A 15439-nucleotide genomic window follows, 5' to 3' on the forward strand; every position below is an offset into this window, starting at 1 on the left:
CCTATCCTAACTGTATTATTTAGTTTTAACTACTTTACTTCTTCAACTGTAATTTGTGGTAAAACAGCATCAATTTGACTCTTAACTGCAATATCTTCAGTAAATGCAGTAGCACCACCACAAGCAGATCCGACTTTCAATGCTTCAACAACATTATGAGTCTTGTAGTAAGTACCTACAAAGCCGGCAATCATTGAATCTCCAGCGCCAACTGAGTTAACAGCAGTACCAACAGCAGCACTTGCATGGTAAATATGATCCTTAGTTACTAAGTATGCACCGTCGCCAGCCATAGAAATCATGACGTTTTGTGCACCCATGTCTAAAAGTTTCTTAGCTGCTTCAAGCATTTCTTGATCATTAGCAAAGCTTGTATCAAATAAAGCTGCTAATTCATGATGGTTAGGCTTAATAACTAATGGGTGGTACTTCAAAGTTGCAAGTAAAGCTTCCCCAGTAGTATCAATTGCAAATTCAGCACCAGCTTCTCTGATAGTTGGTAATAATTGTTCATAGAAGTCAGTTGGTAAACTTGGTGCTAAACTACCACTTAATACAACAATATCGCCTTCATTAAGATCATCCAAACGCGCCTTAAAAGCAGTAATTTCTTGTGCATCAATCTTTGGACCAGCCGCATTAATTTCAGTTTCTTTTTGAGCATGAATTTTCACATTAACACGGGTATCGTCAGAAATAGTTACAAAATCACTTTCAATTTTTTTAACGTTTAATTGGCGAACTAATTCTTTGCCAGTAAAACCACCAACAAATCCCCAAGCAGTGTTATCAACATCAAGTTGGTTCAAAATTTGAGAAACATTAATTCCTTTACCACCAGCTAAAAATTGACAATCATTTGAACGGTTAACACTACCAGCTTCCACCTTTTCTAATTGCATAACATAGTCTAATGCTGGATTAACTGTAACAGTATAAATCATGACCGAGCCTCCTCAACTCTGATTTGTTCAGGTAAGATATTTTCTTTACCTGTACTTAAATTGTTAGTGATGAGTATTGCCTCATTGATATGTGCAAAACTTGCAAAATTTGCTACACCAATCTTACTACTATCCATTAAAATAAACGATTCTTTAGCCTGCTCAATTGCAGCTTTTTTTATCCCAGCTTCTGCTGGATCTGGCGTAGTAAATTGGCCATCTGCTGTTAAACCATTAGCTCCAATAAATGAAACTGTAAAATTCATTTCTTGTAGCTGCTTCATAGCTGTATTGCCTATGACTGCATGCGTTTCAAGCTTAGCCTCGCCCCCTAACAAGCGAGTATGAATTCCATTGTCTAAACATGCTAGTGCAACATCAACGCCATTAGTAACTACATGTAAATCATTAACTTCTCGCAAAAATGGCACCATTTCATAAGTTGTCGTTCCAGCATCAAGAAAAATATGATCTCCATTAGTAACATGATTTATCACAGCAAAACGTGCAATCTCACGTTTATTGTCAACATTAAGATTAAATCTCACTTGTTGTTCAACATCACGTGAATAATCTTGCAGTGAGCGTGCTCCTCCGTGTACACGAACAATCACGCCACGCTTTTCTAATTCAATGAGGTCACGGCGAATTGTTGACTCTGATGACTTAGTCAACTTACACAATTCATTAACACGACAGATACTGTGTTTATTAATATAGGTTGCTATAGCTTGTTGACGTTCCTCGGTCAGCATCGTTCATCATCACCTCATTTAATATGATAAACGCTTTCAGATATAAATTCAATCATTTTTCGTCAAAATCATTCATATTCATTCAATATTAGTCAAAACTAAAGCTATTAAAAGTGAAAAGTTTTCTATATAAAAAATGAGCTAGCACAACATCGCACTAGCTCATTTTCATTAAATTAATTAACCTGTATATATTTTCTATCTTTATAAATAAAATTCATTTTTTCATTAGTAGTCCTAATTTCAATTCTTTGATAATTTGGCTCATATCCATGCTTTTTCAAATTGATAGTAACTTTATGACCATCTACATTTATCTCATAAAGATTGTACTCACCCTTTTGATAACCAAAATCGGTTCCATTATCCTGATAGTGAGTATATTTACCACGTTCACCAAACACTCTAAATGTCATTTTTTCATCTGGTCTAGTGGAAATATGTTCCTTAACTTCTCCCCACGGCAAAATAGTATTTTTCTTAATAAATAAGGGTAACCTATCAATCGGGGCACTAACTAAGATCGTATTATTACCGCTATAAGTAACATTATTCCAAAAATCAATCCATTCCCCTTCTGGTAAGTAAACAGCTCGCCACTTTTTACCTTCTTCAACAATTGGCGCTACCACAATATTTGTACCAACCATATATTCGTCATTCATATTTTTAACTGCTGGATCAGTTGGATAGTTTAAAACCAAAGGTCGCATAATCGGAAGCCCAGTCTTATTTTCTTGAGCAAATAAATCATAAAGATATGGAATAAAATGATAGCGCAAATGTAAGTACTTGCGATATATCGATAGCGTTGGTTCTCCAAAGATCCATGGCTCTTGCGAGCGTGTACCCATAGCCGCATGATTTCGAAGAAGAGGACTAAAAAGTGCTGCTTCAATCCATCTTGTTAATAGTTCTGGTGTAGTATCTGCACCAAATCCTCCGATATCTGTCCCAGCAAAAGCAAAACCGCTCATTCCTAAATTACATAGTTGCGGAATCATCATTTGTAAATGGACCCATAAACTTTGATTATCACCAGTCCAAACTGTGGAGTATTTTTGTGTTCCCGCATAAGCAGCACGGGTAATCACAAATGGGCGTTTACCAGTTAAATTCTTTAAGCCATAATAGGTTGCTTTAGCCATATTGTGACCATAAACATTATGCATTTTAGCATGTGTTGATTCCTTTTCTTCATCATTAAAAATAATATCTTTTGGAATTTCTCCATTAAATGAGGCCGGCTCATTCATATCGTCCCAGATTCCATCAACACCTAAATCAACTAAAAACTTACAATTTTCTGACCACCATTTTCTGACTGCTTCACGCCCAAAATCCGGATAGACAGCATCCCCAGGCCAAACCTTATTAACATAAACTTGCCCATTTGGTGCTTTTACAAAATATCCTTTTTTAATTCCTTCTTGGTAGATCTGATAACTATCGTCTTTTTTGACACCAGGGTCAATAATTGTAATCACATGGAAACCTAATTTGTGAAGTTTATCAATAAATTTTCTAGGATCATCATAGGTATCTGTCCTCCAGGTAAAAACTCGATACCCATCCATATAATCAATATCTAAATGGATAGCATCACATGGCAGGTGATATTTTCGCATTTTAGTAACAATTTCTTCTACCTTTTCAGCGCTTATACTATATCCCCAACGAGATTGTTGATAACCTAATGTCCACTTTTGTGGCAGCGGTGTTTTTCCAGTTAAGTAAGTATAATTTTTAACAATTTCTTTTAAGTCTCTGCCGCCAATAATGTAATAATCAATATTTCCATTATCAGCTGCAATGTAGTAGTATTTATTACTTTCTTTGCCTAAATCAAAATAACTATGATAAGTATTATCGAAAAAAATTCCGTATGGATGATTTTTCTTCAATCCAATTAGAAATGGAACCGACTTATATAAACGAGTAAAACTTTCCACATGCGGCTCAGGGTTATCTGTATTCCAGTTTTCATACGCATAGTGTCGTTTATTTAAAAAACCGGTCTTATCACCTAAGCCATAAAATTGCTCATCGTCTGCTAATTCTTTGACTAGTTCATAGTAGTGGACATCTTTTCTTCTACTAGTGACCACTTCATGCCCTTCCGACTCGGCCAACTTTTGTTGGCTAGAATCTGTTTGTCGATCAATTGGAATTCTAGAGCCGCAATAGTCAATAATTAAGGGATTTTCTTTTGCATCATAAACATCTATTTTTTCGTCGTGATAAATTTTAATGATTAATTTTGAAGTTTTTATTTCAAGATAGTCATTCTTTTTCTCAACTTTAAATTTAGTGTCTATTGCCTTATTTCCTTCAATTGCATATGACTTAGTATGCTCACCGCGATTTTGAAATACACGGATTATTTCAGGTGTTAAGATTGTTAATTCAATACTAGAATTAACAAAATTTATCTTTATTTTGTTTTTATTAATCGCATATGTTTCCAAACTATTTGTATTCATATTAAGCCTCTACATTATTTGTATTCGCTTTCAATTTTATCACAAAAAACTACTCAACTTTTGAAAGCTGAGTAGTTAAATTTTTATTCCTTAATGCCTTGTAATGCACGCTTCATATTCTTCCACATACCGTTATCATCAGTTTGCAAAATAAGACTTGGATAAATTTTTCTAATCCACCAAATCGATCCTAGCAAAAATACTAATAGAATTATTAGAGAGATTGCTGCCTCTAAGCCAGTCGCGTTTCCTTTAATTAGTCGAAGGGGCATTAAGAAAGATGATAAAAATGGTATGTAAGACATAATCATGGCAAAAATACCATCAGGATTATTAGATAAGCTCATACTACTAAATAATCCGAGTAGAGTTAAATAAACTAAGGGTTGTACTGCCTTGTTAGCATCTTCAGCTTTAGTGACAATTGCACCACAAACAGCCGCATAAACGATATATAGGATCAAGCCAAGCACGACGAATAATAATCCCCAAGAAATTATTTGTCCTAAAGCTTGATCGATAGCAGGCTTTATTTGAGCAAATGTATCTTTTACTCCGTCAATATGAGGAGCCATATAATAAAAGCCAGAAAACATCACAGCATAAATTAATAACTGAGTTAGAATTTCAAGGAAAATACCCAACACTTTACCATCGAAGTACTTTCCACCAGGCATGCTTGAAAAGATCATTTCCATAATTTTAGTTCCCTTTTCACTGGCAATATCCTGTGCCATGATGGTGCTATAAGTCTGAACCAAAAAGTATAAAACAAAAATTAGAATCCAAAAAGTAGCTGTCTTTAAATTCTTTTCATCACTTGCATTCAATTTTTTATCATTAGTTTTCTCAGTAAATTTAACTTTTTGAGAAAGTGACTGCATCTGTTGCTCACTGAGCTTAGCGTTTTTTAGATTAAGTGCTTGCTGCTGAGTGTTTAAAACTCTGATCAACTCAGTCTTAACATCATTATCAAGGCTTTCGGTACCATAGTAGTTCGCAACTAATTGAGTAGAAGTCTCTTTCACCACAATATAACCACTAATATCACCATCTTTATAGGCCTTTTCAGCTTTTGCCTTATTTTTATATCCATCAAAATCTTCTGTTTTCTTTAATGGCTGAACAATACTCTGATTTTGACTTACTATTCCTACCTTTGTATCACTGTCGAAAGCTGAAGATGAACTCATCCCAAAGAAAAAAGAAATCAATAATACAAGAAATGGTGCGAAAATCATCAATAAAAATGACCAATTTTTTACTTCTCTACGATATGTTTCTTTAGCAACTAACCAAGTTTTATTCATTCTCTTCACCGGCTTTCATTTTGAAAATTTCATCTAAAGTTGGTGGCTCTTGATCAAAAGTTTGCAAGTATTTTCCATGGGAGAGCGTATTAAAAATTTCTTTTCCGTAACTAGCGTTTGTTAACCAAAGTTTGTAGATACCATTATTCTGTAAAATAGCATTTTCAACCCCAGGTAAATTTTTAACATTATCAAGATTCAGGTCAGTTCTAATAAACAATCGAGTTAAACCAAAATTATTGCGAACATCATTTACAGCACCGTTTAACACAATATGTCCATTATTAATCATTACTACATCGTCACACAATTCCTCAACATTAGACATATCATGATCAGAAAATAGAATAGTAGCTCCGCGTTTCTTTTCTTGTAAGATTACCTCTTTAATTATTTCGACGTTTACCGGATCGAGCCCACTAAAAGGCTCATCCAAAATAATTAAGTTTGGCTGATGAATAAGAGTCGCAATTAATTGGATTTTTTGTTGATTACCTTTAGATAAACTTTTTATTTTATCGGTAATTTGGCCTTTAACTTCTAACTTTTGCATCCAATCTTGCAAATCATGTTTTACTTCATCTTTTTTCATTCCCTTTAAACTAGCCAAAAAACTTACTTGCTCTAAAACAGTTAATTTTGGCATTAAGCTACGCTCTTCAGGTAAATAGCCGACAGAGTTATAATCCCGACTTGAAAAAGAATGTCCATCAATAGTAATTTTTCCCTGATATTTGACAAACTTTAAGATGCTATGAAAAAGAGTTGTTTTTCCTGAGCCGTTTTTACCAATTAAGCCTAATATCTTTCCATTGTCTGCTTTGAAGTTAATATCAAACAAAACTTGTTTGCTTCCAAAGCTTTTATTTAAGTTCTCTACTTGTAACATAGTTTTTTCTTTCTAGATAAATTTTATTAAAGTTAGCCTTAATTATATCAATATTTTTTCTTAAATATACTTTATTGGATCAAAAAAGCCTCTCAGTTGTCCAAATCTGAGAGGCTTTTTATCTTTATTTATACATATATTTTGCAGTAGCTTCTTTAGGATCCATTCCATTTCGAATCTTTAAAGCAAGTTCAATTGAAACATCTGCGATAATTGACTGCGGATCAATGACATTATATGGGTGATCTGGTGCTTTTTCCTGGGCAAGAGATAATTCAGTACATCCCAGTAAAATTACATTACATCCATATTCATCATGCATTGTTTTTAAAATTTTATGGTATAAGTCATGGTCAACAATACCTTTTTCCTTAATGTCACGATAAATTAGCTCATTAACCATTGGTTGAATTTCAGGCCCACCTAGTTCAGCTTTTTTACCAACTCGTTCTAATTCATCCACATATAAATGATCATAAATAGAACCTTCAGTTGCAATTAAACCAATTTTCTCTTCTTTTGGAAAATCATCCACAAACTTGTGAACAGCAATACGCATCATATGTAAAAATGGTACATCAGTTAATGCTGCTAAGTCATTATAAAAGTAATGAGCAGTATTGCATGGCATTACGAAAAAGTCAGGATTAAGTTTTGATTGACTTAAAACATCGTCCTTTAAATCATAGAAAAAATTAGGTTTACTATGATCCATAATGTATGCAGTTCGATCAGGAATTTGAGCATCATTTACTAAAATATAATTTAAATAGTCCTGATCCTTAGTAATCTTAACTCGGTGATTAATTAAACGAACGTAACTTTCAGTCGCAATTGTCCCCATGCCACCGATAATTGAGAAAAAGTGTTTCATTCCTATTCCTCATCATCTTTTTCTAATTCATTAATTACACTTTCAGCAACTTTGATGTCAGTTGGATATGGTGTATCTACTCCACGAATCTTTTGGTATGGGTCGGCTCCCTTACCACAAATCAAAACAATGTCATCCTTATCAGACATTGCAATTGCATCATGAATTGCCTTTTCACGATCTAACTCAATTGTGACATTAACTTTTTCATGATCAATACCAGCATCAATTTCCTGTGCAATATCCATTGGATCTTCAAAACCAGGATCATCAGTTGTCAAAAAGGCTTTATCTGCATAAGCAGTTAAACTTTCACTAAAGCCTGGACGACGTGATACTCCTTTATCACCAGGAGCTCCAACAACTACGATGATTTTTGGATTGTTAAATTCACGCTGCATAAAGCTCATTAATGCCATCATTGAAGCCTTATTATGTGCATAGTCAACAATTACAGTACCATGATTCTTTGATGGCAAAGCTTCCATTCTTCCTGGAATAGTTACGTGACGAATGCCTTTAGCACATTCTTCATAATTTTCGCCAGCAAGTCCAGCACCAATAATAGCAGCAGTACCATTCATTTCATTGAAATCACCAATCATTTGAAGAGTGTAGTCACCAGCAATTGGTAATTTCTTAGCTTTATCGGATGCGCAGAACAATTTAAATTCAGTTTCTTTCATATCAGTTTCAACTGATTGGAAACGGAAATCAATTGGTTGCTTTAAGTTAGGATTTTCAAAATCATTTCTGGCAAATAGATAGATACTATCTGGATTAGTAGTAGTAGTTGCAGCTGCATAAATCTCATCAAAATGATCAGACATTGCGTTGATAATACACTTACGTGAGTTAACCATTAATTGCAGTTTACAGTGCAAATAATCTGCAAAGTTAGGATGTTCATTTGGTCCAATGTGATCTGGAGTAATATTTAAGAAAAATCCGAGATCGTAAGTTAAACCAAAGACACGATTTTTCTTATAAGCCTGACTAGAAACTTCCATTACTAAATGAGTCATACCGTTATCAACAGCTGTTCTCATATCTCTGAACAAGTCTAAACTTTCAGGTGTAGTTAAACTTGCCTTAAATTTGTCTTCAGGCTTTGGTCCTACAATATCATCTACTGATGAAAATAGTGCTGTTCGACCACCATTAATTTGGTCAAGCATCCCCTTCAAGAAATATGCAGATGTTGTCTTACCCTTTGTACCGGTAAAGGCTACTACATACAAATCATCTTGCGGGAATCTGTAAAAGGCAGCAGATAAAAGAGCCATGGCTTTAGTTACATCTCTAACAACTAAAGCATGCATTCCTTTACCTTCTGGATATGGTTGTTCTGCTACATAACAAGTAGCTCCACTATCTTTAGCCATTGATAAATAAGTAGGTCTAAAGCCTTTACCTTTACAGAAAAACAAAGTATTTGTTTTTATATCACGTGAATCATAGGAAATATAATCCATTTTAGTTGGAACCGCATCTTGAACAGCGCTTGATTTAAGCAAGTGGTGTTCCTTCAATATTAAGATGCAAGTGTTTAAAGAAATGCTAGAATCGCTCATTTTTTCTCTCCAATTTTTAAATCAATTCAGCCTAAATTATAGCACACCATCTTTTTTCTTTGGGCTATGGAGTGGTAGTTGAATAATAAAACTGGTTAATTCTGCCGTTGATTGACATTTAATATTACCACCATGCAAATCAACAATACTTTTGGTTATCGCTAACCCCAGTCCTGTTCCACCAGTTTTTAAATTTCTTGAACTTTCGACACGATAAAAACGATCGAAAATCTTTTGCAAAGATTTCTTAGGGATTTGTTCCCCATTATTTTCAACTCTAAGTTCTACAAATTCGTTATTTACCTTATTTGCAATTAAGTTGATTTCAGTTGCTCCATGTCCATACTTTAGAGCATTTGAAATCAAATTATTTAACATTCGCACAATCATCTTTGCATCTGCATCAATTACGAGGTCTCTTGGCCTGGTTATCACATTAAAAGTAATGTTTTTCTTTTCAGCTTCTAATTCAAAACCAGCAGCTACTTGCTCAAGCATCGAATTAACATGCAGCGGTGTTAAAACTAATTTATTATTTGTCGAAGAGCGCAGAGTAGTATATTCAAATAGATCTTCAGCTAGGGCCTTCATTTGAAGAGCTTTATCATAAGCTATTTGAATGTACTTAGTTTGATCCTCATTTAGCTCACTGCTCTTTAATAAGCCAAGATAGCCAATAATCGAAGTTAGTGGTGTTCTAATATCATGAGAAACATTAGTAATTAAGTCATCCTTTGATTGCTCTATCTGCCGTTCCTCTTCCATTGAAGCAACAGTACTATCAACTAACGCATTAATTGAATCAATCACTTTTTGCAAATCTGTCTTTACAACAAAGGAAATTCGATGATCAAAATGACCATCTGCAATATAGTGTAATTCATCAATAACGTGACGCAATTGCATTTGTCGATATCTTCTGATTAAGCGCCAGTACACTACAATGGCATCGCCGACTAACATAAAGCTAATAAAAAGCCGTTGCCAAGACCATAAATGCATCCCATTAGCAAAAGTAATGGTTTTCTTCAAAAAGAAAATTCCATTTTCTAATCTAGGATCATTTAAGACAGCTAGGTTAATCAAGATAATGATCGAAAGGTTCAAGAGTAAAAGCAAAATAACGGTTATTACGCCTTCACCGAAAAGTTCGCTTTTTTCTTTTGTGGTTAGGATTACTTTCTGCTTTTTCATCCCTACTAAGCCTCTACTTTATAGCCTACTCCCCAGACTGTTTGAATAACTTCTTCACCATCAGTTGCCTTTTGAATCTTATCACGTAAGTGAGAAACATGTACCATAACAGTTTTTGCAGAAACAACTGATTCTTGTTGCCACACTCTTTCGAAGATTTCATCAGCACTAAAAACTCTATTAGGATGACTAGCAAGCATATATAAAATTCCAAACTCTAAGGCAGTTAATTGGATAACCTTACCAGTTAAAGTTTTAACTTCATGTGAATCTTTATTAATCACTAAAGGTCCTACTTCTAATACATCTGGCTTATCATCTTTTACTTCTTTCTGGCTACGACGAAGAAGTGACCGTACACGTGCCATTACCTCTAATGGATTAAATGGTTTAACTACATAGTCATCTGCTCCAGTAATCAAACCTTGAATTTTGTCCATATCACTAGTTTTAGCAGAAACAACTAAAATTGGAATCTCCGAATCTTTTCTAACTTCCTTAATAACTTCAATACCCGACATTTGCGGCATCATAATATCAAGGATCATTAATGCAATTTCTGGATTAGTAGAAAGCTTTGTTAAGGCTTCTTTACCGCTATATGCAGCAATCGGTTCATAACCTTCATTTTTTAAATATATACTTAATAATTCAACGATTTCTTTATCATCATCAACAACTAAGATCTTCATGAGGATTGCTCCTTGTCTATAATTATTTATCACATAAAAAATCTATTATTAACATTCTACCTGTTTTCTTTCTAATTACCTAAATTAAACCACGTTTTTAAAGAATTATAAAAAATGGATCCGAGAAAAGTATCTAGGCTCCATTTTTAACTAATCTAATTCTTTTTTACCAGTGTACAACTCGTAGTAGTAGCCTTTTTGTTTTAAAAGCTCTTCATGAGTACCACGTTCAATAATATGACCATGGTCTAAAACCAAAATGAGATCTGAGTTAACAATTGTTGATAACCGGTGAGCAATAACAAAACTAGTTCTACCAGCAAGTAAGTTGTCCATACCGGCTTGAACCATACGTTCAGTTCTAGTATCAATACTTGAAGTTGCTTCATCTAGAATCATTACCGGTTCATCCGCAATCATCGCTCTAGCAATACTGAGCAGTTGCATTTGACCTTGAGACAAATCGCCGCCATCACCATCAATTACAGTTTCATATCCGTCATCAAGTTCATGAATAAACTCATCTGCATGTGCTAAACGCGCAGCTTGATATACTTCATCATCACTAGCATCAGGTTTACCAAAACGAATATTATCCATAATAGTCCCAGTAAAGAGGTGAGTTTCTTGTAAAACAATCGACAAAGAATGCCTTAAATCATTTTTTCTAATTTGAGAAATTGGAACACCATCATAGGTTATCTTTCCAGATTGAATCTCATAGAAACGATTAAGCATATTTGAAATAGTCGTCTTACCGGCACCAGTTTCACCAACTAACGCAACTTTCATTCCTGGTTTTGCATTAATATTAATATCGTACAAAATTTGATGTTCTGGAACATATGAAAAGTTAACGTGGTCAAAAACAATATGTCCCTTAATTGGTACTTTTTTAATATCACCATTCTTTTCTGGAACATCCCAATACCAGCTATTCTTGACTTCCTTATTAGGAGACATGATAACATCGCCATTATCAACTTCAGAAGGCTCATCTTCTAGTTCAAAAATTCTTTGAGCACCTGCTAAAGCCAAAACAATTGAATTCAATTGTTGGGAAATTTGTGCAATCGGCATACTAAACTGACGTGATAACTGTAAGAAAGATGCAATTGCACCTAAAGTTAAAGGAGCCCAACCATTAATTGCAGCAGCTCCTCCAATAAAGGCAATTAAGACATACAATAAGTTCCCCATATTACCCATGATTGGGAATAAAATTGTAGCATAGGTATTAGCTTTTCCAGAAGCTCCACGCAATTCTTCATTAAACTTATCAAAGCCTTCTTCAGCTTCAGGTTCGTGAGAGAAAACTTTAATGACCTTTAAGCCATTAAGCATTTCTTCGTCATAACCATTAATTTGACCTAGTTTATTTTGTTGAACTTTGAAGTAATGACTAGATCTAACTGTTAAAAATCTAACAATTCCAAAGGATAAAGCAAAAATAATAAATGAGAACAAAGTCAATTGCCAGCTTAAACTAAACATAGCTACAATAACAAAAATCAAGCTTAGTGCCGAGTTTAAGAATTGAGGTAATGATTGGGAAATCATCTGCATCAAGGTATCGATATCGTTAGTATACCGACTCATGATATCCCCATAGTTATTTTGGTCAAAATAAGCAATTGGTAAAGATTCCATATGGGTAAATGTTTCATTACGAACCCGGAACTGGACTTTTTGGGCTAATACCCCCATCAACATACTAAATAAGTAGTTAGAAAGGAATCCAATTGCATAGATTCCAAACATTACTAAAATGGCGTTTAAAAGTGGTCCATAATTCGGAACTTTTTCATGTAAGAGTGGTGTTACGTAAGTATCAATCAGTCGCTCAATAAATAGTGATCCAATTACAGCAGAAGCAGCTGCTAAAATAATAGTAATTATTGAAACAACCAACATCCAAGGGCTCGTTGTCAAAACTAATTTTAATAAACGACCAAGGACTTTTATTCGGTTTCCTTTAGGTTGTGTTTTTTCTTTTACTTGATCCATAACTTACTCTCACCTACTTTCCCGCATTATTTTCTTCTTGGAACTTAGCAATTGAACGATAAAGTTCATTGGTTTTCATTAATTCTTCGTGGGTTCCAATTGATTGAATCTTACCGTGATCCATAACAATAATTCGATCTGCATCCTTAATGGAAACAACTCTTTGAGAAATAATAATCTTACTAGTATGTGGCATGTCTTTTGCTAAGGATTCACGAATTTCACGCTCAGTTGTCGTATCCACAGCAGAAGTTGAATCATCAAGAATTAAAATTTCTGGATTCTTCAAAAGTGCACGAGCAATAGTCAAACGTTGTTTTTGTCCACCAGAAACATTATTTCCGCCTTGTTCAATCATTGTATTATAGCCATCTGGCATTTCGCGGATAAAGCCATCTGCATGAGCAACCTTAGCTGCAGCTACAACTTCTTCATGTGTTGCATTTTCATTTCCCCATTTCAGGTTTTCTTCAACAGTTCCACTAAACAAAACATTCTTTTGTAAAACCATTGCAACTTTATCACGAAGGGCCTTCAATTCGTATGATTTAACATTATGTCCTGCTACTCTAACAGCACCAGATGTTACATCATAAAGCCGAGGAATCATTGAAACTAAAGTCGATTTAGATGATCCAGTCTCACCAATAATACCAATTGTTTCACCAGGGGTAATGTGTAGGTTAATATCCTCTAAAGCATAATGTTTCTCATCTGGTGAGTATTTGAAGTTAACATGATCAAAAACAATATCTCCATTAGTTACGTCCTTAAGAGGTTTTCGTGGATTTTCGATTGCTGGCTTTTCGGTTAAGACCGCTGCAATACGTTTACCACTAGCTTCAGAAATAACTAATTGAGTAGTGATCATAGCTAGAATATTCAAACTAAACAAAACAGAGTTTGAATATGAAAACATAGAAACTAATTGTCCAGTTTGCAAACTTCCACCAACGATTTCCTTAGCACCAAACCAGCAAATCGCTAAAGTAGAAATGTTAAGAACAGCCATTACAACCAACGCATTAAGCGACATAATTTTCTGCGCTGTTGAGAATAATTTATAAATAAAGCCAGAAGACTTCTCAAACTTTTCAATTTGAGATTCTTCTTGTACGTAAGTCTTTACTTCACGAATTCCACGAATATTTTCACGAACATCTTGGTTCATTACATCATATCCTCTAAAAATACGTGGGAAGTAAGGATATGCACTTTTAATAATTAATGTCAAAATTAAAACAAAGATAGGAGCGATTACCACAAAAATCAAAGATAGCCTTGGACTGATAATAATCGACATGATAATTGAAAAAATCAGCATTAATGGTGCCCGAACAGCAATTCTAATTAACATTTGATAGGCATTTTGAATATTGGTTACATCTGTAGTAAGTCGTGTTACCAAACTGGCACTAGAAAACTTATCAATATTGCTAAAAGAAAAATCTTGAATATGATAAAACATATCCTTTCTCAAATTAGCCGCAAACCCTGCTGCTGCGTGTGCAGAAACATAACTGGCACTTGCACCTAAAGCTAAAGAAATTAAGGTTAGTACGAAAAGAATTAGGCCCCACTTATTGATATAGCCCATATTTCCTTTCATAATTCCCCTATCAATTAGAATACCAACCAAGTACGGGATCAACATTTCAATTAAAGCTTCACCTGCAACTAGGACTGGGGAAGTCAACGACAATTTTTTGTATTGTCTAATTGACTTACGCAACACATTAACCATATAAAACCCCCGTTCTTTACTTAAAAAAGATAAAAATAAATAGACGCCTCGCGCCGTCTATTCACTCCCTTAACAAATAAATTATTTGTTATCTTTATTTATACTGTAGACTAATTTAAATAAATAGTCACGTTTTTAATTTCGACGATTTTGTCTTCTAGCGGCAATTTCATTTTGACGCTTAATTTGTAATGGATCAACAACATGGTACTTTTGACGGAACCATCTGCGAACAAAGAAAGCAATTACCGCTAATACAATGTAAACCCATGGGTTTAATACAGGGTTAATCACCCGCATAAATGGCATTGATGTAAATGTAATCCAAACCATTATGATTCCGACTAAAAATACACCTATTAAAATAATTTGCCACATTGGTGGACGTTTACTTTTATCCCTAGTAATTAAATCATTATAGTATGCCATTAAAATACCAAATAAAATTGTAACTGATGCAACAGTTAAAATACCCATTTGTTGCATACCATCTTGTTGCTTAGAACTGTTGTTAAATAGTTGAACTACACCAAAGAATCCGGCAAAGATAACAAAGTACAATAAACCATTATCTACGGCATGCATCCAAAACTTAGTCTTAGGTGCTTCTTTTTTAGGATTAGCAATTTCGATTGCTTTTTCTCTTGGAGCTTTTTGATATAAGTTAGATGCTGGAATTCCTTTACGTTGCGCAACAATAATTTCTGGCAAAATTTGATCAATTGCTGGCTCAACTTGATCCATAGTATAGTTTTGATCTTCTGTCAAAAACTTCTCCAAACGAAAAATGTAATCTTGGTTTTTATTACTTAACTTATTACGCAATTCTTTTGGAGACATCTTTTTAATCTCTTCATCACGAGCATTTTGTTCATGCGCCTTCTTTAATTTTTCTTGTTGCGCATTACCTGCTGTTGAGTTCTTGGCAGCTTCAGTATTTTCACTTTTATTTTGATCTTTTGGATCCATTCAA

General features: G+C 34.3%; 12 protein-coding genes. All 12 read right to left on the reverse strand.

Annotated elements, in window-relative coordinates; all coding sequences use genetic code 11:
- Positions 1–29: 29 nt before the first annotated feature.
- Positions 30–944 carry a 1-phosphofructokinase gene (gene pfkB / locus H0I41_RS08455; RefSeq protein ID WP_011162517.1) on the reverse strand — a complete coding sequence of 305 codons (915 nt, stop codon included), beginning with the start codon at positions 942–944 and terminating at the stop codon, positions 30–32.
- Positions 941–1699, reverse strand: coding sequence for a DeoR/GlpR family DNA-binding transcription regulator (locus H0I41_RS08460; protein WP_011162518.1), 759 nt, complete (start codon positions 1697–1699; stop codon positions 941–943). The genes pfkB and H0I41_RS08460 overlap by 4 nt, the downstream gene beginning before the upstream one ends.
- Positions 1700–1875: 176 nt before the next feature.
- On the reverse strand, positions 1876–4182 hold the full coding sequence (locus H0I41_RS08465) for a glycoside hydrolase family 31 protein (protein WP_053107366.1): 2307 nt from the start codon (positions 4180–4182) through the stop codon (positions 1876–1878).
- Between the two features lie 83 nt (positions 4183–4265).
- Complete coding sequence (locus tag H0I41_RS08470) at positions 4266–5492, reverse strand: ABC transporter permease (RefSeq protein WP_011162520.1); 1227 nt, start codon at positions 5490–5492, stop codon at positions 4266–4268.
- Positions 5485–6381 (reverse strand): ABC transporter ATP-binding protein, encoded by an 897-nt coding sequence (locus H0I41_RS08475; protein ID WP_095182735.1) that lies wholly within the window; start codon positions 6379–6381, stop codon positions 5485–5487. Before H0I41_RS08475 ends, H0I41_RS08470 begins: the two co-directional genes overlap by 8 nt.
- Before the next feature lie 124 nt (positions 6382–6505).
- Complete coding sequence (locus tag H0I41_RS08480) at positions 6506–7255, reverse strand: aspartate/glutamate racemase family protein (RefSeq protein WP_135014198.1); 750 nt, start codon at positions 7253–7255, stop codon at positions 6506–6508.
- A 2-nt stretch (positions 7256–7257) separates the two neighbouring features.
- Positions 7258–8829 (reverse strand): UDP-N-acetylmuramoyl-L-alanyl-D-glutamate--2,6-diaminopimelate ligase, encoded by a 1572-nt coding sequence (locus H0I41_RS08485; RefSeq protein ID WP_135014199.1) that lies wholly within the window; start codon positions 8827–8829, stop codon positions 7258–7260.
- Positions 8830–8865: 36 nt separating this feature from the next.
- Positions 8866–10023, reverse strand: a complete 1158-nt coding sequence (locus H0I41_RS08490; RefSeq protein ID WP_135014200.1) for a sensor histidine kinase — start codon at positions 10021–10023, stop codon at positions 8866–8868.
- A gap of 5 nt (positions 10024–10028) precedes the next feature.
- Positions 10029–10715 (reverse strand): response regulator transcription factor CroR, encoded by a 687-nt coding sequence (gene croR / locus H0I41_RS08495; RefSeq protein WP_003649950.1) that lies wholly within the window; start codon positions 10713–10715, stop codon positions 10029–10031.
- A 150-nt stretch (positions 10716–10865) separates the two neighbouring features.
- A complete protein-coding gene (locus tag H0I41_RS08500) occupies positions 10866–12722 on the reverse strand; it encodes an ABC transporter ATP-binding protein (RefSeq protein WP_011162524.1) in 1857 nt (618 codons plus the stop codon).
- 13 nt (positions 12723–12735) lie between these two features.
- Positions 12736–14466, reverse strand: a complete 1731-nt coding sequence (locus H0I41_RS08505) for an ABC transporter ATP-binding protein (RefSeq protein WP_135014201.1) — start codon at positions 14464–14466, stop codon at positions 12736–12738.
- Positions 14467–14601: 135 nt separating this feature from the next.
- Positions 14602–15435, reverse strand: coding sequence for a DUF1129 domain-containing protein (locus H0I41_RS08510; protein ID WP_135014202.1), 834 nt, complete (start codon positions 15433–15435; stop codon positions 14602–14604).
- Positions 15436–15439 lie beyond the last annotated feature (4 nt).

This window comes from Lactobacillus johnsonii (genome assembly GCF_014058685.1).
In the GTDB taxonomy this organism is placed as follows: Bacteria; Bacillota; Bacilli; order Lactobacillales; family Lactobacillaceae; genus Lactobacillus.

What these genes read in the sequence shown, in the direction of transcription:
- pfkB (WP_011162517.1), bottom strand. Translation starts at nt 944, where the DNA reads ATGATTTATACTGTTACAGTTAATCCAGCATTAGACTATGTTATGCAA.
- H0I41_RS08460 (WP_011162518.1), bottom strand. Translation starts at nt 1,699, where the DNA reads ATGCTGACCGAGGAACGTCAACAAGCTATAGCAACCTATATTAATAAA.
- H0I41_RS08465 (WP_053107366.1), bottom strand. Translation starts at nt 4,182, where the DNA reads ATGAATACAAATAGTTTGGAAACATATGCGATTAATAAAAACAAAATA.
- H0I41_RS08470 (WP_011162520.1), bottom strand. Translation starts at nt 5,492, where the DNA reads ATGAATAAAACTTGGTTAGTTGCTAAAGAAACATATCGTAGAGAAGTA.
- H0I41_RS08475 (WP_095182735.1), bottom strand. Translation starts at nt 6,381, where the DNA reads ATGTTACAAGTAGAGAACTTAAATAAAAGCTTTGGAAGCAAACAAGTT.
- H0I41_RS08480 (WP_135014198.1), bottom strand. Translation starts at nt 7,255, where the DNA reads ATGAAACACTTTTTCTCAATTATCGGTGGCATGGGGACAATTGCGACT.
- H0I41_RS08485 (WP_135014199.1), bottom strand. Translation starts at nt 8,829, where the DNA reads ATGAGCGATTCTAGCATTTCTTTAAACACTTGCATCTTAATATTGAAG.
- H0I41_RS08490 (WP_135014200.1), bottom strand. Translation starts at nt 10,023, where the DNA reads ATGAAAAAGCAGAAAGTAATCCTAACCACAAAAGAAAAAAGCGAACTT.
- croR (WP_003649950.1), bottom strand. Translation starts at nt 10,715, where the DNA reads ATGAAGATCTTAGTTGTTGATGATGATAAAGAAATCGTTGAATTATTA.
- H0I41_RS08500 (WP_011162524.1), bottom strand. Translation starts at nt 12,722, where the DNA reads ATGGATCAAGTAAAAGAAAAAACACAACCTAAAGGAAACCGAATAAAA.
- H0I41_RS08505 (WP_135014201.1), bottom strand. Translation starts at nt 14,466, where the DNA reads ATGGTTAATGTGTTGCGTAAGTCAATTAGACAATACAAAAAATTGTCG.
- H0I41_RS08510 (WP_135014202.1), bottom strand. Translation starts at nt 15,435, where the DNA reads ATGGATCCAAAAGATCAAAATAAAAGTGAAAATACTGAAGCTGCCAAG.